This is a genomic window from Limnohabitans sp. 2KL-3 (assembly GCF_001269405.1).
GTDB lineage: Bacteria > Pseudomonadota > Gammaproteobacteria > Burkholderiales > Burkholderiaceae_C > Limnohabitans_A.
Map to the genome: position 1 here is coordinate 73,834 of NZ_CXON01000004.1, position 18,991 is coordinate 92,824.

Genomic DNA, 18,991 nt, shown 5'->3' on the forward strand with positions numbered 1-18,991 from the left:
CATCAAACCTGTATAGACAGGATGGGTCCAAAAAAATTGCTGTTCGCGTGCAGGACACAACATCTTTCCCAACATTCGCACCAGCACTGTGCATCATGAGCCCAGACGCCCCAAAGGGTATCGGGAATTGCACCATCTTGCTGTCTATACAAATAGGTGTTATGGATGACCTTGAAGCACAGCAAGGCGCGTGCCAAGCCAGGTCGGCCAGCAGTTGTGTCGTTGCTTTGACCAGGTAGGAGCGACGCCCTCGTCGCGATAAGCCCCGCAGACCACCACCCATCGCCCCGAGGGCGGGGCTCCCACAAAAACCACCATGGCCCACAGCAGGAGTCGCCCCCCTGCGCGGATCAGCGGGCCGCCGCCTTGATCAGGTCCGCCGCTTTTTCGGCCAACATGATGGTGGGCGCGTTGGTGTTGCCGCTGGGCACGCAGGGCATGACCGAGGCGTCGACCACGCGCAAACCGGGCACGCCGTGCACGCGCAGCTGGGCATCGACCACCGCCAGGGGGTCTGAGCCCATGCGGCAGGTGCCCACGGGGTGGTAGATGGTGTCGGCGTTTTCACGAATCCACTGGGACAGCTGTGCATCGTTTTGCAAACTGGCCGATGCCCGCGATTCGCGGCCATAAGCGCTCAGGGCGGGGGCTTGCAAGATGCGCCGGGCTTGGCGCACGCCTGCGATCATTTGTGCCATATCGTCGGCATGGGTGAGGAAGCGGGGATCGATCAAGGGCGAGGCGTTGGCATCGGTGCTGGCCAAGCGCACGGTGCCCCGGCTTTGGGGTTGCAGCAAGCACACATGCAGCGAAAAACCGTGGCCCCAACTGGGCGTGCGGCCGTGGTTGATCAGCTTGCCCACCACAAAATGCAGCTGAATGTCGGGTCGGGCTTGCTCGGGTGAGCTTTTAAAAAAGCCGCCCGCCTCGGCAAAATTGGTGGTCAACAGGCCTTTTCGCTGCTGACGCCACTGCCACATGCCTTGCAGAATGTGCCAGGCCCCCATGGGCGAGACCCCAAACAATTCGGTGTGGGGCGCATCGGCCACCAGCACCACATCGGGGTGGTCGTGCAGGTTTTCGCCCACACCTGGTACATCGCACTGCGTGGCCACGCCCATGGCCTGCAGGTGGGCACCCGGGCCGATTCCAGAGCGCATCAACAAGGCCGGGGACTGAAAAGCCCCGCCACTGACAATGATCTCGCGCCGCGCCCTCAAGCTGCGCTGGCTGCCGCCTTGCAGCACCTGCACTTGCCGGGCCACACCACTTTCGAGCACGATGCGCTGCGCGGTCACACCGGTCATCACCTGCAAATTGGGGCGCTGGCGGTGGGGGGTGAGGTAGGCCTTGGCCGCACTGAAACGTTCACCGTTTTTGTGCGTCACCTGGTAGAGCCCCACGCCGTCTTGCCTGGCCCCGTTGAAGTCGGGGTTGTGCGCCCAGCCGGCCTGCACACCGGCCTCGACAAAGCGTTTGGAAAAAACGTTGGGGCTTTGCAGTTCGGCCACATTCAGGGGGCCGTTTTGCCCATGCCAGTCATCGCTCAGGCGCTCGTTGTGCTCGGCTTTTCGAAAGTAGGGCAACACATCGGCCCAGCCCCAGCCGGGGTTGCCCATGGCCGCCCAGCGGTCGTAGTCGGCATGCTGGCCTCGGATGTAAACCATCGCGTTGGTGGAGCTGGAGCCACCCAAGGTGCGCCCCCGGGGCTGGTAACCGGTGCGGCCCAGCAAGCCTTCTTGGGGCACGGTGCTCAAGGGCTGGGACACGCTGTTGATCAAGGGCATGGCCGCAATGCCGGCCGGGCAATGGATGAGCGGGCTGGTGTCGGGTGGCCCTGCTTCGAGCAAAGCCACCGTGACCGACGGGTCTTCACTCAGGCGTGCCGCCAGCACACAACCGGCCGAGCCCGCACCGACCACGATGTAGTCAAATTCCATGCTTGTTCTCCCTTTGAAAATTATTTTTTTCCTATCGCTGGCTGTGCTGTAGCCCATTCCGCTGACAAAAGGTTTTTATTTGATTGCCCACCCTGTGTCACACCGCATAACCAGGTGAGACCTTGTCCGCCAAACGCAGCATGGCAGGCCATTCTTTCCAACCCAGCGGACTTCGTCCCTCGGGGTATTCCCGCAGTGCGGCTTTGTTGAAGCCCAATCGGCTGATTTGTTCGGCCACGCCTTCTGGGGGAAAGTTCAAGTCTTGCCCGCAGGCCATGGCGTCGAGTTGGGCCTGGCAGGCTTTTTCGAGGTGCCACATGCTGCTGAAGGCTTCGGCCACGGTGTAACCGACCACCAGCGTGCCGTGGTTGCGCAAGACCATGACCATTTTGTCGCCCAGGTCGTGGGCCAGTCGCTGGCGCTCGTTCAGTTGCACCGCCAGGCCCTCGGACTCGTGGTAGGCCACTTTGCCGTGGAACATCATGGCGTGCTGGCTCAATGGCAGCAGGCCGCACTTGAGCATCGAGATCGCCATGCCGGCACGGGTGTGCAGATGCAGCACGCAATGGGCGTCGTCGCGTGCGGTGTGGATGGCGCTGTGGATCACAAAGCCGGCACGGTGCACATCGTGCGGGCTGTCACCGACCTTCTGGCCATCGCTGTCGATCTTGACCAGGCTGGACGCGGTGATCTCGTCAAATGACCAGCCAAAAGGGTTGATCAGAAAATGCTCGGTGCCTGGCACGCGCAGCGAAATGTGGGTGTAAATCAGGTCGGTCCAGCCATGGTGCGCCACCAGCCGGTAGCAAGCGGCCAGGTCGATGCGGGCTTGCCACTCTTGGGGTGACATGTCTGGCGGTGCTGATGGGCGCTGGGCGAGCGCGATGGCAGGGGTCATGGGTGTCACTCCGGTGAGGGTCATGGCTGAGCGGCTTGACCGACAGCTTGACTTTTCACTGTATCAGGGCGGGGCCAAACGGCTGCGCCTTGGGTGACGGCCGTCAGGACTTGGGGGCGTTGCGCAGCAACACGATGTTGCGGTAGCCCAGCCGGATCAGGCCTTTGTCCTGAAAGCGTTGCAGCTGCTGGTTGACGCGTTGGCGCGAGGCCATGGCGGCCTGGGCCAGGTCCGATTGGCTCACGCGCAGCTGCACGCCGTCGGCCACTTGCACGCTGTTGAACTTGGCAATGCGCTCCAAAGTGGCCCACACGCGCTGTTCCAGCGTGTGCATGCCTTGGTCGGCCAGGGTGTCAAACAGCTGGTTGATGCGCAAACCCAAAATGCGCAGCAGGTCCACCGCCACGGTGGCGTCCTGGCTGATCAGCCCCAGCAGTTTGGCCCGCTCGATGTGCAGCACCTGGCTGGGGCCGGCCGAGACCAGATCGGCCGGGTAAGTGGTTTCTGCAAACACCGAACTCAAGCCTGAAATCTCGCCGGGCAGCATCCAGCGCAGCAGTTGTTCTTCGCCTTCGGGGGTGGTCACGCTCACGCGCAAGCGGCCTTTCATGAGCAGCAGCGCGGTCGAGATGGACTGCCCCCGGCTGAGCACCACTTGCCCCTCTTGCCAATGGCGCAGCACGCCAATGCCCAGCAGGGCTTGGGTCGAGCGTGGCGTCAAGGCCGAGTTCAAGGACCACGTCTGCGACAGGGCCTCCACATCCATGTTTTTGAAGGCCCGGCCACGGGCGTGAGGGGGTGCTGAATTCATGTTGGACAAAGAAATGGCCCTGTGGGCGGGAAGGGGAGTCGGAAGGTGAGCGATTTTGAGTGCTTTCCCTTAAATTGTCACATCAGAAACAATTCGTGATCGCTCAGGGGATTTAAATCGGGCACACCGAGTTTGACGGTGATCAAGCCAGTACCCCAACCCCATGGAGACGACATGACCTTATCTGCCCCCGCCTTGCTGCGCACCGCCCTTGGTGCCCTTGCCCTGTCGCTGAGCGCCAACGCCATGGCGCAAACCCAGACCTTGCGCATCCAGGACTATCCAGGCCTGGGCAACATGATCGTTCGTGTGGCGGCTGCCAACGGCTACTGCGAAAAGAACGGCCTCAAGTGCGAACTCAAAACCATTCCTGCAGGCCCCTTGGGCATCCAGACCCTGATGGCGGGCGACATTGACGTGGCTTTTGGCCCGGCCGAAGTGGTCATTCAGGCGGCCAACAAAGGTGCTGACCTCAAGATCATTGGCAACGCAGCGCGTGACAACATCTTCTTTTTGATGGCCGGTGCCCACACCGAAACCCCCAACGCCGCCAAGGGCTACCCCGCCGTGATGGCCGACCTCAAGGGCAAAAAGATTGGCGTCACAGCCCGTGGCTCCGGCGCTGAGTTCCAGTTGCTCGACCTGCTCAAGGGCGCTGGCCTGTCCGGCAGCGACGTGACCATCGTGCCCGTGGGCGCACCCAACACCGCCTTGCCCGCCATTGCCAACAAGCAAATCGACGCCGTGATGCTGTTCGCCCCCATGGACGGCTTTTGCGCGGCCATGAAAATTTGCCGCGTGATTGTGGACCCCCGCAAAGGCGAAGGCCCCAAAGAGATCACACAGCTCAACGGGGCCTCTGGCCCGATGACGGTGCGTGGTGACTTTGCGCAAAAGAACAGCGCCACGCTGGACGCCTTTGCCAAGGCCATGCGCGAGTCCGAAGCCTTCATCCAAAACCCTGCCAACTTTGCGGCTGTGCTCAAGGTGATCAACGACACCTTCAAGATCGATGGCCCTGCAGGCGCTGCGGCGGTCGAGGCCTCTTTGCGTAACTCAATTGGGGGCTCCAAATTCTCGCTGGACCCCAAAGCCTTGCAGCATGCGGCCGATTACCTGCACAACACCAAGCAAATCGACAAGAACTTCGACACCAGCAAGATCTTGCAATTGCGCTGATCGCTGCACGACCTGACCCCCTGATTGCATGAGCGGAGCACCTGAATTGAGCGCAACGTCCCTGGCCATCGCTGCCGATGGCGTGCACCTGAGCTTCGATGGCACCAACCAGGTGTTGTCCGATGTCTCGCTGCACGTCCGTCAAGGCGAATTTGTCTCTTTGGTCGGCCCCAGCGGCTGTGGCAAAACCACGCTGCTGAACCTGGCCGCCGGGCTGGTGGCGCACACCGGCAAGGGCAGTTTGACCGTGGGTGGCCAAGCGCCACGCCAAGGCAACCCGCAGGTCGGCTACATGCTGGCCCGCGACAGCCTCATGCCCTGGAAAACCGCTTTGGGCAACGCCATGTTTGGCATGGAAGTGCGCGGCGTGCCGCGTGCCCAGGCCGAAGAACGTGCCCGCGCCATGCTGCAAGAAGTCGGTTTGGCGGGTTTTGAAAACGCTTTGCCCAAGGCCCTCTCGCATGGCATGCGCCAGCGGGTGGCCCTGGCCCGCACCTTTGCCATGGGTTCGCCCCTGCTGCTGATGGACGAGCCTTTTGGGGCGCTGGATGCACAAACCAAGCTGCAACTCGAAGACCTGCTGCTGCGCCTGTGCCAGCAGTACAAACAATCGGTGCTGTTCGTCACACACGACCTGTCCGAAGCGGTGGCCGTGTCCGACCGTGTGGTGGTCATGACTTCGCGCCCAGGGCGCATCGTGGCCGACATCCCCATTGACCTGCCCCGCCCGCGCTCCATTCGCGAGCTGCAAAAAGACCCCCATTTCCACGAGCTGTATGCACAGCTGTGGTCGCACCTTGAATCTGGCTGGAGCAAACATGAAGGCTGACACACTGCGCTGGGGCGGCGCCCACCTCGTGTTCATCGCCGTGCTGCTGGCGCTGGGCGAGTGGCTCACCGTCAACCGCTGGCTGGACCCCACCTTTGTGGGCCAACCCAGTGGCGTCATCAAATTTTTGTGGAACAACATCGCCACGGGCAAGCTCTGGACCGACCTGGGCTGGACCATGGCGGGCACCCTGATTTCGTTTGCCTTGGGCAGCACAGCGGCCCTGGCCGTGGGCTTGTTGTTTGTGGCTTTTCCTCAGGTCGAAAAATTTCTTGACCCTTATCTGAACGCCATGAACGTGATGCCGCGGATTGCCTTGGCACCCCTGTTCATTTTGTGGTTTGGCCTCGGCCTGGGCTCCAAGATCGCGGTGGGTTGCAGCCTGACTTTTTTCATCGTGCTGTCCAGCACGGTGGCCGGCATTCGCGGCGTGAGTCAAGACCACCTCACCCTGTGCAAAACGCTGGGTGCCAGCCCGGTGACCACCTTTTTTCAGGTCACCTTGCCCGGCGCGGTGCCGGTCATTTTTTCGGGCCTGCGCCTGGGTCTGATCTACGCCATGTTGGGTGTGATCGGTGCCGAGATCATCGCTTCCGAAAAAGGTTTGGGCCAGTCGCTGGCCTATCTGGGCTCGACTTTTGAAGTCAATGGCGTGATGGCGCTGCTGCTGGTACTGGCCCTCTTGGGCGTGGCCGTGGTGCGCACCATGACCTGGCTCGAAAAACGTTTGCTGCACTGGCAATGAGCCGGGTTGCTTTGACACCTCAAGGAGATACAAGAATGAAATTCCGTCACATCCAAGTCGACCCTATGACGCCCACCATCGGCGGCATGATCAGTGGCGTCGACCTGAACAACACCCGCTCTGAAGACGTTTACGAAGAGATCAAGCAGGCGCTTTGGCAACACGGCGTGGTGTTCTTCCGCAAGCAGGCCCTGAAGCCCGAGGCTTACATCCGTCTGGGTCAGAACTTTGGCGAGATGGAACAGCACGAATTTTTCCCGCACATCGAGGGGCACCCCCAAATTCAGCTGATCGCGCACCAGGGCAGCGAAGCCCCCGAAACCGACCGCTGGCACACCGATGTGACCTTCCGCAAGAAACCCAACATGGTGTCCATCTTGCGCATCACCGACCTGCCTCCATCGGGTGGTGACACCATGTGGATGCACGGGGGCGCTGCGTATGACGCGCTCAACCCCGGCATGCAGCAGATGCTCGAAGGCCTGCAGGCCGACCACGATTTGCCCTGGCACTTTCGCCGCATCAATGCCAACGAACGTCTGGCCCAAAGGGCCTCGGCCAAGACCGGCATGATGGTGCAGGCCAGCCAGCAAGAGTGCAAGATGATCGAGAACACGCCCACGGTGACGCACCCGGCGGTGATCACGCATCCTTACAACGGTCGCAAGATTTTGTTCGTCAACTCGATCTGGACCAAGCGCCTGCTGGGCATGCACATGGACCTGTCCGAGGCGGTGCTGAACATGCTCTACGAATGGGTGAAAAAGCCCGAGTTCATGGTGCGTTTCCGCTGGGAAAAAGACTCGGTCGCCATGTGGGACAACTGCGCCACGCAACACTACGCCGTGTTTGACTATGCGCCGCACTACCGCGCCGGTCAGCGCATGACCTGCGGGAGCTTTGTGCCCACGCTCAACCCCGGTGCCGCCGCCGCAGGTGGCCAGCCTTCGGTGATGCGCCAGCTGCTCGACACCACCCGCATGCAAGCGGCCAGCCCGCGTGAACAGCAAGCGGTGGAAGCCATCTTCAGCGCCCTCGAAAGCGTGGACCTGAACGCCGTGGCCGCTGCAGCCCAGCGCCGTTGATTCAGGAACGCACCCCGTCATGAGTACAAGCGCTCCCATCGACCTGGCCGACCACGACCTGGCCGCCTTGCAGGAGGCCCGCGACCTGCTGGGCCGCGCCCGGCAAGCCGCTGCCACGCTGGCGCTGTGGTCGCCCGAAGAGGCCAAACGCGTGGCCAAAGAAGTGGCTGCCGCCTTGCTGCCGCGTGCCGAGTTTTATGCAGAGTGGGCCGTGCGCGAAAGCCGCATCGGCAAAGTGGCCGACAAGATTGCCAAAAACCAGATCGCCTGCACCCTCACGCCCAACGCGTGGGACCAGGTGGCGCTGGGCGGCGTGCGGCGCAACGATGCGCTGCGCATCGTCGAAATCGGTCGGCCCGCCGGTGTGGTGGTAGGCTTGTCCAACTCCACCTCGCCCGTGGCCACCATCATCTTCAAGACCATTTTGTGCCTGATGACGCGCAACGCGCTGGTCATCTCGCCGCACCCGGTGGCGCTGGGTTGCTGCACCGCCGTGACGAATGAGCTGCAAGCGGCCATCGAAAAAGCCGGTGGCCCGGCCCATGCGCTGCAGATTCTGACCCGCCCCACGGTCGAGGCCACGGGGGCGCTGATGCGCGACGCCCGCACCGACGTGATTTTGGCCACCGGCGGCACGCCCATGGTGCGTGCGGCCTATGGCTCGGGCAACCCCGCCATTGGCGTGGGTTCGGGCAATGTGCCGATTTATGTGGACGCCAGCGCCGACATCGAAGCGGCTGCGCCGACCATTGTGGCCGCCAAAAACTTCGACCACGGCAGCCCCTGCTCGGCCCCTTCGGTGCTGATGCTGCACGCCAGCATTGCGCCGCAGATGCAGCAAGCGCTGGCCCGCCAAGGTGCGCATGTCTGCACCGAGCAAGAAGCACTGCAAATCCAGAATTACGCCTTCCCCGGCGGCAAGTTCAACGGCAAAGTGGTGGGCCGCCCGGCGCACGAGATCGCCCAGGCCGCAGGCGTGCAAGTGCCCGTGGATTGCCAAGCCTTGGTGTGCCCCATTGCCAACCCGCAGGCTGGCCATGTGCTGCTGAAAGAAAAGCTCTCGCCCATTTTGGGCTGTGTGGTGGTGCCGGGCATGGACCAGGCCATCGACGTGGCCCGGCTCATGCTGCAGCACAGCGGCGCTGGCCACACCTCGGGCATCCATTCGGCCAGCGCCGAGCAAGCGGTGGTCTGGGGTGCGGCACTCGACTATTACCGTGTGGTCGTCAACGGCTCCACGGTGCACGACAGCACGGGTGCCAACACCGGCTTGCCCTACACCTTCACCATTGGCACGGGTTACGCGGGCAAAAGCTCGGTGGACTGCAACGTCGGCCCCGAACTGCTGGTCAACTGGAAACGCGTGGCCTTTCCGCTGCCCGGTGGTTGGGCCGGAGCCATGGCTTCGGGCGCGGCCTCTGCGGCTCCTTCGGCCGGTGCCTCGCCTTCGCAACTGTCCACCCTCACGCCTGAACTCCAGGCCATGGTCCTGCGCATCGTGCAGGAAGAACTCGAACACCTTCGCTGAAAGCCTGACATGTCCACTTTGCGCAGCTATATTTTTCTGGACCGCTTGCAGCCACAACTGATGTGTTTGCTGGGGTCGACGGCCCGTGGTTTTTTGCCGCGCCACAACGACGCCGCCATGGTGATCGAAGTGGCCCCCGGCATGGACATCGAGTGGTTGACCGACATCGCCTTGAAGCACGACAACGTCAAGCCCGGCAACTTGGTGGTTGAGCGGCAGTTCGGTTATCTGGAGTTCCACGGCCAGTCTTCTTCGTCAGTCAAGTCGGCCGGTGCTGCCGTGTTGGATGCCATGGGCGTGAGCGAGAAAAGTGTGCTCAAGCCCGAAATTTTGGCCTCCAAAGTCATTGACCGGGTCGATGGCTACCACGCGTTTTTGATCAACCGCAGCAAAGCCGGCAGCATGCTCTTGCCCGGTGAGTCGCTCTACATCATGGAGATGACCACCTCGTCTTATGCGCTGCTGGTGGCCAACGAGGCTGAAAAAGCCGCCAACGTGAAACTGATCGACTGCCGCTTCATGGGCCCGGCCGGTCGCCTGTACCTGTCGGGCAATGCCTCAGACGTGCGGGCAGCCGCTGCCGTGGCCGAAGCCGTGATCCGCGACGCCGGAGGTGCTGCATGAGCGCAGACGCTTTGCGCGAGCAAATTCGGGCGCAGGTGCGCACCGCCCTGGGAGCCAAAGCCACGGGCGCTGACACATCGGTGGCCGCCTTGATGCAACGCTTCGAAGCCGGTTACGCCGCTGCCAATGCCGAGGCGATCGTGGCTTGTTTTGCCCCCGATGTGGTGTGGACCCTGCCCGATTCGCGTGTGCTCAGTGGCCGCGCAGCGTGCCTGGCGTTTTTGAAAGAACGCTTTGCCAGCCCCACGGGCCCCAAGTTCTCGGACTCGCACATGAACGTGCTGGGCCAGACCGTGGTGCAAAACTACAAGGTGAGCGTGCCGCTGCCCGGTGGCCAATCGGTCACCTTGGACGGCACCGATGTCTACCAAATACGCGATGGCCTGATTGCCCGCAAAGACGCTTACTGGAAGCAGATCAGCGCACCCAAACCAGCAGCCCCTGCCGCTGCGCCAGCGACTGGGACTCAAGGCGTGGTGGTGCCCTTGCGTGTGGGCACGGCCGCGCACGCCGCTGCCCTGACCGATCTGTTCAAGCGCCTGGCCGCCAGCCCGGCACTGCTGCAGGCAGCGCAATCGGGCCTGCTGCGTTTTGACATGCGGGTGGACGAGGCGGCGGTCAAGGCTGTCGCCGCAAGTGCAACCACACCCACGTCCGCCACTGCGGCAACACCCCCCACGGCAACTGCTGGCACATCGGCCATGGCCGCCACCACGGCCATCGACCCGGCCGCCTGCTGTTCGTCCTGCAAGGCGGGCAAGGCCTGCGAGTGCAAAGGCGACACCTGCGGCCTGCACGATCACCCAGCAGACATACCCGAACTCAAAGGTGTGATCGGCGAAAAACTGCTCAAAACCCTGTCGCCGAGTGTGAAAACCGTTCGGCTGCATCCCAAGGCGGTCCTGACGCCCTTGGGCAAAGAAGCGCTGCGCAAGCGTGGCATCACCATTGACCGTGGAGCAAAAACATGAAAACAGGAACCGTGATCGGCCGCATCGTGGCCAGCAAACGCCTGCCCGAACTGCCGCCAGGCGCTTTGCTGGAGGTGCAACTGGACTACCCCAAAGACGTGGTGGTCTGCTATGACCCGATGGGCTGCGGCATTGGCGAGCGCGTGATGATCACCATCGGCGCACCTGCGGCCTGGTGGTTCGCCCCGGCGCACCCGCGTGTGGTGGCCGATGCGCTCATCATCGCCTCGCTCGACAACTACGACACCCCAACACCGATGCGCTGACGCAGCGGTATTTTTTCCCTCACCCTTTCCCTCAACCCTTTCTTTTTTTAACCCCTCAAGGAGACTCACATGTCACAAGCCATCGGAATGATCGAAACCAAAGGTTATGTTGCTGCTTTCGCTGCCGCTGACGCCATGGTCAAAGCCGCCAACGTCAACATCGTTGGCAAAAAAGAAGTCGGTGGTGGCCTGGTTGCCATCATCGTTTCGGGCGACGTGGGGGCTGTGAAGGCCGCCACCGAAGCCGGTGCAGAAGCCGCAGGCGCGATCGGTGAAGTGGTGTCTTGCCACGTCATCCCACGTCCGCACGCCGACGTGTCCAAAGCCTTTGACGGCAACTGATCCGCGAACGCTGTTGACAAGGAGGCCGCATGGCCACAAGCAAAAAAGCCACCGAGTCCGCTAAACCGCCTGCCAAACCGGCCGCTGAGCTTCGGGTGTACCTGACGCTCACCGACCTGCAACGCCAGTTTTCATCGTGGATGAGTTCGCCCCTGGGCGCACGCGGCTACGTGGCGATGCAGGGCACCCACGCGCTGCTGGTCGAGATCGCCCCCGGGCTGTCCATCCAGCGCGTGATTGACCTGGCCCTGAAAGCCGAGCCCACACTGGAGCCGGGCATTTTGGCGGTAGAGCGCCAGTTTGGTGTGCTGGAGTTGCACAGCAACGACGGCGCGGCCTTGCAGCGTGCAGGCCAGGTCATCCTGGACTGGATGGGAGCCCAAGCCGAAGACCAATTGCGCCCGCAATTGCTCTACAGCGACATTCTGGAAAACGTGACCGATCAGCACGCCGTGCTGATGAACCGCACGCGTCAAGCCAGCATGGTGCTGCCCGGCGACAACATGCTGCTCATGGAAGTGGCCCCAGCCTTGTTTGGCGCCCACATGGCCAACGAAGCCGAAAAAGTCGCGCCCGACCTCACCTTGGTCGAGTGCAGCATGATCGGTGCCAGCGGCCGCATGTACCTGACCGGCAGCTTGGCCTCGCTTGAAAAAGCCAAGGCGCATGTGGAGCAACTGCTCGCCGAGATTCCGGGCAGGGGCTGAGCTGCATTTGTAGGAGCCCACCTCACGGGCGATTTTTCGCACACCAGGACATCATGCAATCGCCCACAGGGGTGGGCTCCTACAAAACCATCACCTGCAGGAGCTCACCCCGTGGGCGATTCCCCACACACCCCCCCTCACGGCCCCACGTACACCGGCGCAAAGCCCCCGCCAGGTGTGCGGAAGTTGGTGGTTTGTCCTTGGTACAAACGGGCCGCCAGCGATTGCACATGGCCGCCGTACACGTAATTGCGCACATCGAACTTGAGCACCTGACCCGACTCGCCCGCCGAGATGGTGCGCTCGCCCGGGGCCACCCAAGCTTGAGCGATGAAGCCGCCTGACTTGATTTCGTCCCACACGCGGTGGGTCAGCTTGTCGCCGCGGTAAGCGGCCTTGCCGCCATAGCCCGCAAAAGGCTTGAAGAAATAGCCCTTGCGCTGCGCCCAAAAGCGCTCGGCGTTATTCGGCGTCACCACCTCGGTCTGGGGAATGCCCTCCAGCAACACCGCCTGCGTGTCGGCAGGCACGCCCATGGCCTGCAGGGTTGGGGCGTGGCACAGCAGGGCCAGGTTGCGCTTGTCAGCCAACAGCGCATGGGCCTGTGGGTGCGGCGTCAAGACCAACGCATCTTGCAAGTAGGCCTCTCGCACATGCGCGTGTGCGGGCTCACTCAAAGCAAAGTCGGTCAGGCGGTTGTAAACGAGGTCTAACGCCACGCCATCGCACCACAGCCGCTGATCGCGCCAAACCAGTTGTGCGGGGTCGGCAATGAAGGCCTTGAGGCCATGGCGTTGGAACAAGTTTTGAAACAGCAAAAACTCCGGGTACAGGTATTGCTGCGCGGGCAAGGTGTCGATAATCGCCACCGTTTGCAAGGGGCGTGAAGCTTGGCACAGCCGCCACTCGTTTTGAAACATCGCCACAAAAGCCGCCTCCAGGGCATCTGCCTGCGCGGCGGTGGGCACCCAATTTTCAATTTCTGGGCAGCAGGCCCGTTGCGCGCGCGCCAGCATGGCGTTCAGCAAAGCGCCGCCCGCGTTGGTATTGACCTCAATCAGGCCAAAATCACCGGGGTCTTGGTGTCCCGCGTGCACATGAAAGTCGTAACCCATGAACACGCTTTGGGCACGGGTCGGGTGCCGCGCAATCGGATCCGAGCGCGACAGCACCTCTTCACGGTAAGCGGGCAAAGCGACCACCGACTCCAGTGCGGTGATCAGGCGTGCCATGCGCTGAACCTGCTCTGCGGCCAGCACCACCGGACGCGCAGAAAACATCGACGGCAAGCGGTCACGCACCAGATCCAGCAAGGACGCATTGCCCAGGCCTTCAGCCATGCTGCGCGCCAGGGCCTGATCGTCCAGGCTGATGCAAAAACATGCGCTGTTGAAGTTGTCCGCGTTGATGTGTTCGGTGTTCACAAAGGACCCTTCATGTGTTGCGTCCGCACCTTGAGCACAAGGGCTTTGAGCAGCATGGGCACGGATTCACACGATCTTACGCTCGGGGTGAAGGACAGCCTTGTGACAGGCGTGTTGCGGGTTTCAACGGACAATCCGCGCTCGACAACGGAGCCAATGGGCGTGCGCGCCTGGCCAAAGGATTCAAGACAATGACAGACATGCAAGCGATGGACATCGGCCTGGTGGGCCTGGGCGTGATGGGCGAAAACCTGGCCCTGAATTTGGAGCGCAACGGGTTCTCGGTCAGCGGCTTTGACCTGGACGCCACCCGCCGCGAGAACTTTTCTTTGCGCACGCAGGGTCTGCGGGCACAGGCTGCTTCGTCGCTGCCCGAACTGGTGGCCAGCCTCACGCTGCCCCGGCGCATCTGGATGATGGTGCCCGCCGGTGCCACGGTGGACGAGGTGCTGGCGCAGCTGCGCCCTTTGCTGTCGGCAGGCGACGTGCTCATTGACGGTGGCAACACGCTGTACACCGACACCCAGCGCCGCATCGCGGCGCTGCAAGGCTCGGGCATTTTGTATGTGGGCGCGGGGGTCAGCGGCGGTGAAGAAGGTGCTTTGCGTGGCCCGGCGCTCATGCCCGGTGGCTCACCCGAAGCCTGGCCGCTGGTGCAGCCACTCATGCAGGCCATCGCCGCACAGGCCGAAGACGGCCAGCCCTGCTGCCAGTGGATGGGGCCGGGGGGCTCGGGCCATTTCGTGAAAATGGTGCACAACGGCATTGAATACGCCGACATGCAAATGATCTGCGAGGCCTACGCGCTGATGCAAAGCCTGGGCATGACCGCGAACGACATGGCCGCTGAATTCGAGCGCTGGAACGACGGCGAGTTGGGCAGCTACCTGATCGACATCACCGCACAAATTTTGACCAAAACCGACCCCGAAACGGGCGTGCCGCTGGTCGATGTGATTTTGGACACGGCCGAACAAAAAGGCACCGGCAAATGGGCCAGCCAAATCGCACTCGACCTGGGGGTGAGTGCGCCCACCATTGCCGAAGCGGTGTTCGCCCGCACCCTGAGCGCCATCAAGACCGAACGTGTGGCCGCATCGCTTGTGTTGTCGGGTCCGAGCGTGGCCACGGCACCCGAGCGCGGGGCCATGCTGGGCAAGTTGCGCCGCGCCTTGCTGGCCGCCAAAATTTGCGCCTACGCCCAGGGCTTTGCCCTCTTGCGCGCCGCCGACCGCGAACACCAGTGGCAGCTGCCCATGGCCCAGGTCGCCTCGGTCTGGCGCGCAGGCTGCATCATCCGGGCGCACTTGCTCGAAGACATTCGCCGCGCTTACAGCAGCCAAGCCGACCTGCCCAACTTGCTGATTGACCCGCACTTTGCCCGCGTCATGGCCGACTGCCAGCAAGACCTGCGCGAAGTCGTGGCCATGGCGGCGTTGAGCGGCGTGCCCGTGCCCGCCTTCATGAGCGCCCTGAGCTATTACGACGCCTATCGCTCGGCCCGCTTGCCCGCCAACTTGCTGCAAGCCCAGCGCGATTATTTTGGTGCCCACACCTACCAGCGCACCGACCGGGCGGGGAAGTTTCACACGCGCTGGGGTGAATAAAGCCAGGGGCTGTGACACGCTTGGGTTTGGGCGCCGTTGATTGATGCTGTCAGCGTGTGTTGGCGTTGAGCGTACGGGTCATTTGGGACCGCTCTTGCCCATGTTGGAGGGGAATTGCCTGAAGCATCTGTCTGGTTCAGACCGGAAATGCACCACCGAAGCGAGTTGGAGAACGTCAAGTGCCGACCCTCTGCAGTGCTTTGGTCCAACACGGTGAACAACTGGAGCGCGACCGTTGCGGTCGACCGTCACATTCAAATATGGGTGATCAGAAGCCGGTATTTTTCTAGACATTCGGCAGGTGCCATGTTTGAATCGTTGACTATTTTTCTCAAGGAGCAGAGATGAACGGTGGTTGCCTGTGTGGGGCGGTGCGTTACAAGAGCGAAGCAGCACCTGTGTATCAACTTTATTGCCACTGCCGCGATTGCCAAAGGGCCAGCGGTAGCGCCTCTGCGCCAATCATCTTCTTTCCATCACAAGGTCTATCCATTGAAGGCGAAGTGACGTACTACGAGTCCAAGGGCTCAAGCGGAAAAAGCATTTATCGCGGGTTTTGCGGAAAGTGTGGATCCCAGTTATTTGGGCGTCTGGAACGTCTGCCTGACCTGCTCTCAGTGCGTGCAGGAACGCTTGACGATCCAGCGGCATTCCAACCTCAACTTCACATCCATGCAAGCCAAGCGGTCCCATGGGCATCCATGGATCCGTCACTTCGATCCTTCCCACACGATGTTCCGAACAGATGAAAACCAACACCTGACTCAGGCGGAGTGTCCGTGTTGCAGCGGTTTACGCGATTGAATCGGATGTTGCACCAAGCCCCGAGTTACAAAACCAGAACAAACCCACACCAGCCAAGGCGCATGTAACAAAGTTTCATAAATTCGCATACGATGGTTACATCGACAGTTGCCCTTCGGGCGCGCTGTCATTGAAACCTCCAACGAAAGTGAGACCCCCATGACCACCCGTATCGGTATCAACGGATTTGGCCGCATTGGCCGCATGGTGCTGCGTGCAGCGGTGCAAAACTTCAACCACATCGAGATCGTCGGCATCAACGATTTGCTCGAACCCGATTACCTGGCCTACATGCTGCAATACGACAGCGTGCACGGCCGCTTCAAGGGCACGGTGGCCGTGGACGGCAACACTCTGGTGGTCAACGGCCAGCGCATTCGACTCACGCAAGAGCGCGACCCGGTCAATCTGAAGTGGAACGAGGTCGGTGCCGATGTGGTGATCGAAGCCACCGGCCTGTTTTTGGACAAGGACAGTGCGGGCAAGCACCTGGTCGCCGGGGCCAAAAAGGTGGTCATGTCAGCGCCATCGAAGGACGACACGCCCATGTTCGTGTACGGCGTGAACCACGCGTCCTACGCCGGGCAAGCCATCATCAGCAACGCCAGCTGCACCACCAACTGCCTGGCCCCCATCACCAAAGTGCTGCACGACAAGTGGGGCATCAAGCGCGGCCTGATGACCACGGTGCACGCCGCCACCGCCACGCAAAAAACCGTGGACGGCCCCAGCAACAAGGACTGGCGCGGCGGTCGCGGCATTCTGGAAAACATCATCCCCAGCAGCACGGGCGCGGCCAAGGCGGTGGGCGTGGTGATCCCGGCCATCCAGGGCAAGTTGACGGGCATGGCGTTTCGTGTGCCCACCTCGGACGTGTCGGTGGTGGACCTGACGGCCGAGCTGGAAACACCAGCCACCTATGCTGAAATTTGCGCCGAGATGAAAGCGCAAAGCGAAGGCGCTTTGAAGGGCGTGCTGGGTTACACCACCGACAAAGTGGTGTCGACCGACTTCAGGGGCGAGGTGTGCACCAGCGTGTTTGACGCCGATGCGGGCATCGCGCTGGACAACACCTTCATCAAGGTGGTGGCTTGGTACGACAACGAGTGGGGTTACTCGAACAAATGCCTGGAGATGGCACGGGTGGTGGGGCGCTGAGCCTGTCATTGGATGGGGAGTCACCGGGAAAACGTGGTCTTGACAGGCCACGCGGGTCCACCCAAAGTGGGCGGCTGTTCTAACGACACGGGCCTGCCCATGAACACCTCCCAGCACGCGCACATCGCCACCGTGGTCAGCGTGGCCACGCAGGGTGCCGCCCTGGCCGCGACGGGCCATGAACAGCTGATTCGCGACTCCTGGTTCCGTTGTGTGCACGAGCACCAACTGGACCCCACCCGCATGCAAGAAGCCATCATCTTGCCGCACGCCCGTTTGCGCGAACACCAAGACCAGATGGAGGCGTTTTTGCACATCGCCCGTCATGGGCTGGAGACGCTTTACTCCAAGGTGGCCGGGCTGGGTTATGTGGTGTTGCTGACCGATGCCAAGGGCGTGACGGTGGATTTTTTGGGTGATTTGGTGTTTGAGCCCAGCCTTCGCAAAGCCGGGCTGTACCTGGGGGCGGACTGGAGCGAGCAGCACGCGGGCACTTGCGGCGTGGGCACCTGCATCAGCACCGGGCAGGCGCTCACGGTGCACCTGAACGACCATTTTGATGCCACACACATTCCCTTGACCTGCACCTCGGCACCCGTTTACGACAGCCGTGGCCAGCTCAGTGCGGTGCTGGATATTTCGCAGCTCAGCTCGGCCCAGCCCAAATCGAGCCAGCACCTGGCATTGCAGCTGGTGCAGATGTATGCACACGACATTGAGAACGCCGCTTTTTTGTACCGACATCGGCGCGACTGGATTTTGCGCCTGTCCAGTGCACCGCAGTTTCTGGATGTGCAACCCGAATACCTGCTGGCGCTGGATGTGCAGGGCCGTGTGGTGGGCCACAACCGACGCGCCCAACTGGGCCTCAGAGCCGACCCCGCGCAGCCCTTGCTGGGCACCCGCTTTGAGCGCCTGTTTGATTTGCCTTTTGCCGATCTGGGTCGTTATGTGCAAACGCGGCCATCGGATCAGCGTGCGGTCATGCATTCGGAGGGGCGGCAATTGCTGTTTTTGTCAGCCACCCCACCGCCCAAGCTGCCCAACAGCCAGAGCCAGCGCGACACAGCGGTGCCCCCTGCTTTGGCCGCCCTGTCGGCGGGTGATCCCCCTTTGGAGCGACAAATCGAGCGCGTGGCCCGCTTGGTCAACTCGCCCATCAGTTTGTTGATCACCGGTGAAACCGGCTCGGGCAAGGAATACTTTGCCAAGGCGGTGCACGCCAGCAGCGAACGCCGACAGCAGCCCTTTGTGGCGGTCAATTGCGCTGCCATTCCTGAAGCCCTGATCGAGAGCGAGCTGTTTGGGCATTTGCCCGGCAGCTTCTCGGGTGCTTCGCCCAAAGGCAAACGGGGACTGATTCCGGAGGCCGATGGGGGCACCTTGTTTCTGGACGAAATCGGGGACATGCCGCTGGGCTTGCAGGCCCGGCTGTTGCGTGTGTTGTCCGAGCGCGAAGTCTTGCCCGTGGGGGCCACACGGGCGGTGCCGGTCAATGTGCGGGTGATCGCGGCCACCCATGCACCGCTGGAGACCTGGGTGCGGGCCGGGCGTTTTCGGGATGACCTGTATTACCGCTTGAACGGGGCGCACATCATGCTGCCGCCCTTGCGCGAGCGATCCGATCTGAGCGCCATGATCGACCGTCTGCTGCCAGGGCGCACGCTGGCCCCCGAAGCCCGGCAGTGCTTGTTGCAGCACCCCTGGCCGGGCAACCTGCGCGAACTGCGCAATGTGCTCGATTACGCCAGCAGCATGTGCCAGCAGGGTCCCATAGGCTTGGACGATTTGCCCGAACTGCTGGGCAGCCACGAGGTCCGGCAAGCTTACCCCGACACCCCAAACGAGCTGACCCCCAACGGGGATGCCAGCTTGTTGCAAGCACTTCGCTTGTCGCAATGGAACGTGAGCGCCGTCGCCCGCAGCCTGAACGTCTCGCGCATGACCCTGTACCGCCGCATGAAGCGGGCGGGCATCGTGGCCCCACATCGACAGGCGGGGTGAGTGCAGCGCGTGACACCTGTCACACCTGTCACAGGTTCTGGCGTGACAGGTGATGCGCTGTGACATCCG

At 62.2% G+C, this 18,991-nt stretch carries 18 protein-coding genes; 14 read left to right on the forward strand and 4 right to left on the reverse strand.

All coding sequences use genetic code 11. The features are described from left to right. Positions 1-350: 350 nt before the first annotated feature. The 3 genes from AMM41_RS07440 to AMM41_RS07450 form a co-directional block, all read right to left on the reverse strand. Positions 351-1,940 (reverse strand): GMC family oxidoreductase, encoded by a 1,590-nt coding sequence (locus AMM41_RS07440; RefSeq protein WP_089955550.1) that lies wholly within the window; start codon positions 1,938-1,940, stop codon positions 351-353. 97 nt (positions 1,941-2,037) lie between these two features. Continuing rightward, positions 2,038-2,838, reverse strand: coding sequence for a class II aldolase/adducin family protein (locus tag AMM41_RS07445; RefSeq protein ID WP_089955553.1), 801 nt, complete (start codon positions 2,836-2,838; stop codon positions 2,038-2,040). A 103-nt stretch (positions 2,839-2,941) separates the two neighbouring features. Further along, positions 2,942-3,649: a Crp/Fnr family transcriptional regulator gene (locus AMM41_RS07450; RefSeq protein ID WP_089955556.1), complete on the reverse strand. Its 708-nt coding sequence runs from the start codon at positions 3,647-3,649 to the stop codon at positions 2,942-2,944. A gap of 174 nt (positions 3,650-3,823) precedes the next feature. On the opposite strand from AMM41_RS07450, the gene AMM41_RS07455 reads away from it, so the two are divergent. The 10 genes from AMM41_RS07455 to AMM41_RS07500 all read left to right on the forward strand — a co-directional run bounded on the left by AMM41_RS07455 (position 3,824) and on the right by AMM41_RS07500 (position 11,925). Next, positions 3,824-4,828 carry an ABC transporter substrate-binding protein gene (locus AMM41_RS07455; protein ID WP_228769151.1) on the forward strand — a complete coding sequence of 335 codons (1,005 nt, stop codon included), beginning with the start codon at positions 3,824-3,826 and terminating at the stop codon, positions 4,826-4,828. 28 nt (positions 4,829-4,856) lie between these two features. Beyond that, on the forward strand, positions 4,857-5,657 hold the full coding sequence (locus tag AMM41_RS07460) for an ABC transporter ATP-binding protein (protein WP_089955562.1): 801 nt from the start codon (positions 4,857-4,859) through the stop codon (positions 5,655-5,657). Next, entirely contained in the window at positions 5,647-6,402 is a 756-nt protein-coding gene (locus tag AMM41_RS07465; RefSeq protein ID WP_089955566.1) for an ABC transporter permease, read from the forward strand. Before AMM41_RS07460 ends, AMM41_RS07465 begins: the two co-directional genes overlap by 11 nt. 35 nt (positions 6,403-6,437) lie before the next feature. Continuing rightward, entirely contained in the window at positions 6,438-7,487 is a 1,050-nt protein-coding gene (locus AMM41_RS07470; protein ID WP_194944654.1) for a TauD/TfdA dioxygenase family protein, read from the forward strand. Between the two features lie 19 nt (positions 7,488-7,506). Further along, on the forward strand, positions 7,507-9,015 hold the full coding sequence (locus AMM41_RS07475; RefSeq protein ID WP_089955575.1) for an aldehyde dehydrogenase family protein: 1,509 nt from the start codon (positions 7,507-7,509) through the stop codon (positions 9,013-9,015). 9 nt (positions 9,016-9,024) lie between these two features. After that, positions 9,025-9,639: a BMC domain-containing protein gene (locus tag AMM41_RS07480; protein ID WP_089955580.1), complete on the forward strand. Its 615-nt coding sequence runs from the start codon at positions 9,025-9,027 to the stop codon at positions 9,637-9,639. Beyond that, on the forward strand, positions 9,636-10,610 hold the full coding sequence (locus tag AMM41_RS07485; protein WP_089955583.1) for a nuclear transport factor 2 family protein: 975 nt from the start codon (positions 9,636-9,638) through the stop codon (positions 10,608-10,610). Before AMM41_RS07480 ends, AMM41_RS07485 begins: the two co-directional genes overlap by 4 nt. Beyond that, positions 10,607-10,876 (forward strand): EutN/CcmL family microcompartment protein, encoded by a 270-nt coding sequence (locus AMM41_RS07490; RefSeq protein ID WP_053168998.1) that lies wholly within the window; start codon positions 10,607-10,609, stop codon positions 10,874-10,876. The genes AMM41_RS07485 and AMM41_RS07490 overlap by 4 nt, the downstream gene beginning before the upstream one ends. Before the next feature lie 69 nt (positions 10,877-10,945). Further along, positions 10,946-11,218 carry a BMC domain-containing protein gene (locus AMM41_RS07495; protein WP_089955588.1) on the forward strand — a complete coding sequence of 91 codons (273 nt, stop codon included), beginning with the start codon at positions 10,946-10,948 and terminating at the stop codon, positions 11,216-11,218. Positions 11,219-11,247: 29 nt separating this feature from the next. Further along, on the forward strand, positions 11,248-11,925 hold the full coding sequence (locus AMM41_RS07500; RefSeq protein WP_089955592.1) for a microcompartment protein: 678 nt from the start codon (positions 11,248-11,250) through the stop codon (positions 11,923-11,925). A gap of 137 nt (positions 11,926-12,062) precedes the next feature. Here the strand turns inward: AMM41_RS07500 and AMM41_RS07505 are convergent, their stop codons facing one another. Then, the gene (locus AMM41_RS07505; RefSeq protein ID WP_089955596.1) at positions 12,063-13,349 is read right to left on the reverse strand and encodes a hypothetical protein; all 1,287 of its coding nucleotides are present in this window, start codon (positions 13,347-13,349) and stop codon (positions 12,063-12,065) included. A gap of 200 nt (positions 13,350-13,549) precedes the next feature. Here AMM41_RS07505 and gndA point away from each other — a divergent pair, with 200 nt between their 5' ends. The 4 genes from gndA to AMM41_RS07525 all read left to right on the forward strand — a co-directional run bounded on the left by gndA (position 13,550) and on the right by AMM41_RS07525 (position 18,922). Next, positions 13,550-14,956, forward strand: coding sequence for an NADP-dependent phosphogluconate dehydrogenase (gene gndA / locus AMM41_RS07510; RefSeq protein WP_089956306.1), 1,407 nt, complete (start codon positions 13,550-13,552; stop codon positions 14,954-14,956). Positions 14,957-15,300: 344 nt separating this feature from the next. Continuing rightward, on the forward strand, positions 15,301-15,705 hold the full coding sequence (locus tag AMM41_RS07515) for a GFA family protein (RefSeq protein WP_089955601.1): 405 nt from the start codon (positions 15,301-15,303) through the stop codon (positions 15,703-15,705). A 214-nt stretch (positions 15,706-15,919) separates the two neighbouring features. Further along, complete coding sequence (gene gap, locus AMM41_RS07520; protein ID WP_089956309.1) at positions 15,920-16,918, forward strand: type I glyceraldehyde-3-phosphate dehydrogenase; 999 nt, start codon at positions 15,920-15,922, stop codon at positions 16,916-16,918. A gap of 99 nt (positions 16,919-17,017) precedes the next feature. After that, on the forward strand, positions 17,018-18,922 hold the full coding sequence (locus AMM41_RS07525; RefSeq protein WP_089956310.1) for a sigma-54-dependent Fis family transcriptional regulator: 1,905 nt from the start codon (positions 17,018-17,020) through the stop codon (positions 18,920-18,922). The last annotated feature ends 69 nt before the right edge of the window (positions 18,923-18,991 follow it).

What these genes read in the sequence shown, in the direction of transcription:
- AMM41_RS07445 (WP_089955553.1), bottom strand. Translation starts at nt 2,838, where the DNA reads ATGACCCCTGCCATCGCGCTCGCCCAGCGCCCATCAGCACCGCCAGAC.
- AMM41_RS07475 (WP_089955575.1), top strand. Translation starts at nt 7,507, where the DNA reads ATGAGTACAAGCGCTCCCATCGACCTGGCCGACCACGACCTGGCCGCC.
- AMM41_RS07515 (WP_089955601.1), top strand. Translation starts at nt 15,301, where the DNA reads ATGAACGGTGGTTGCCTGTGTGGGGCGGTGCGTTACAAGAGCGAAGCA.
- AMM41_RS07465 (WP_089955566.1), top strand. Translation starts at nt 5,647, where the DNA reads ATGAAGGCTGACACACTGCGCTGGGGCGGCGCCCACCTCGTGTTCATC.
- gap (WP_089956309.1), top strand. Translation starts at nt 15,920, where the DNA reads ATGACCACCCGTATCGGTATCAACGGATTTGGCCGCATTGGCCGCATG.
- AMM41_RS07440 (WP_089955550.1), bottom strand. Translation starts at nt 1,940, where the DNA reads ATGGAATTTGACTACATCGTGGTCGGTGCGGGCTCGGCCGGTTGTGTG.
- AMM41_RS07500 (WP_089955592.1), top strand. Translation starts at nt 11,248, where the DNA reads ATGGCCACAAGCAAAAAAGCCACCGAGTCCGCTAAACCGCCTGCCAAA.
- AMM41_RS07490 (WP_053168998.1), top strand. Translation starts at nt 10,607, where the DNA reads ATGAAAACAGGAACCGTGATCGGCCGCATCGTGGCCAGCAAACGCCTG.
- AMM41_RS07480 (WP_089955580.1), top strand. Translation starts at nt 9,025, where the DNA reads ATGTCCACTTTGCGCAGCTATATTTTTCTGGACCGCTTGCAGCCACAA.
- AMM41_RS07495 (WP_089955588.1), top strand. Translation starts at nt 10,946, where the DNA reads ATGTCACAAGCCATCGGAATGATCGAAACCAAAGGTTATGTTGCTGCT.
- AMM41_RS07525 (WP_089956310.1), top strand. Translation starts at nt 17,018, where the DNA reads ATGAACACCTCCCAGCACGCGCACATCGCCACCGTGGTCAGCGTGGCC.
- AMM41_RS07455 (WP_228769151.1), top strand. Translation starts at nt 3,824, where the DNA reads ATGACCTTATCTGCCCCCGCCTTGCTGCGCACCGCCCTTGGTGCCCTT.
- AMM41_RS07460 (WP_089955562.1), top strand. Translation starts at nt 4,857, where the DNA reads ATGAGCGGAGCACCTGAATTGAGCGCAACGTCCCTGGCCATCGCTGCC.
- AMM41_RS07470 (WP_194944654.1), top strand. Translation starts at nt 6,438, where the DNA reads ATGAAATTCCGTCACATCCAAGTCGACCCTATGACGCCCACCATCGGC.
- gndA (WP_089956306.1), top strand. Translation starts at nt 13,550, where the DNA reads ATGCAAGCGATGGACATCGGCCTGGTGGGCCTGGGCGTGATGGGCGAA.
- AMM41_RS07450 (WP_089955556.1), bottom strand. Translation starts at nt 3,649, where the DNA reads ATGAATTCAGCACCCCCTCACGCCCGTGGCCGGGCCTTCAAAAACATG.
- AMM41_RS07485 (WP_089955583.1), top strand. Translation starts at nt 9,636, where the DNA reads ATGAGCGCAGACGCTTTGCGCGAGCAAATTCGGGCGCAGGTGCGCACC.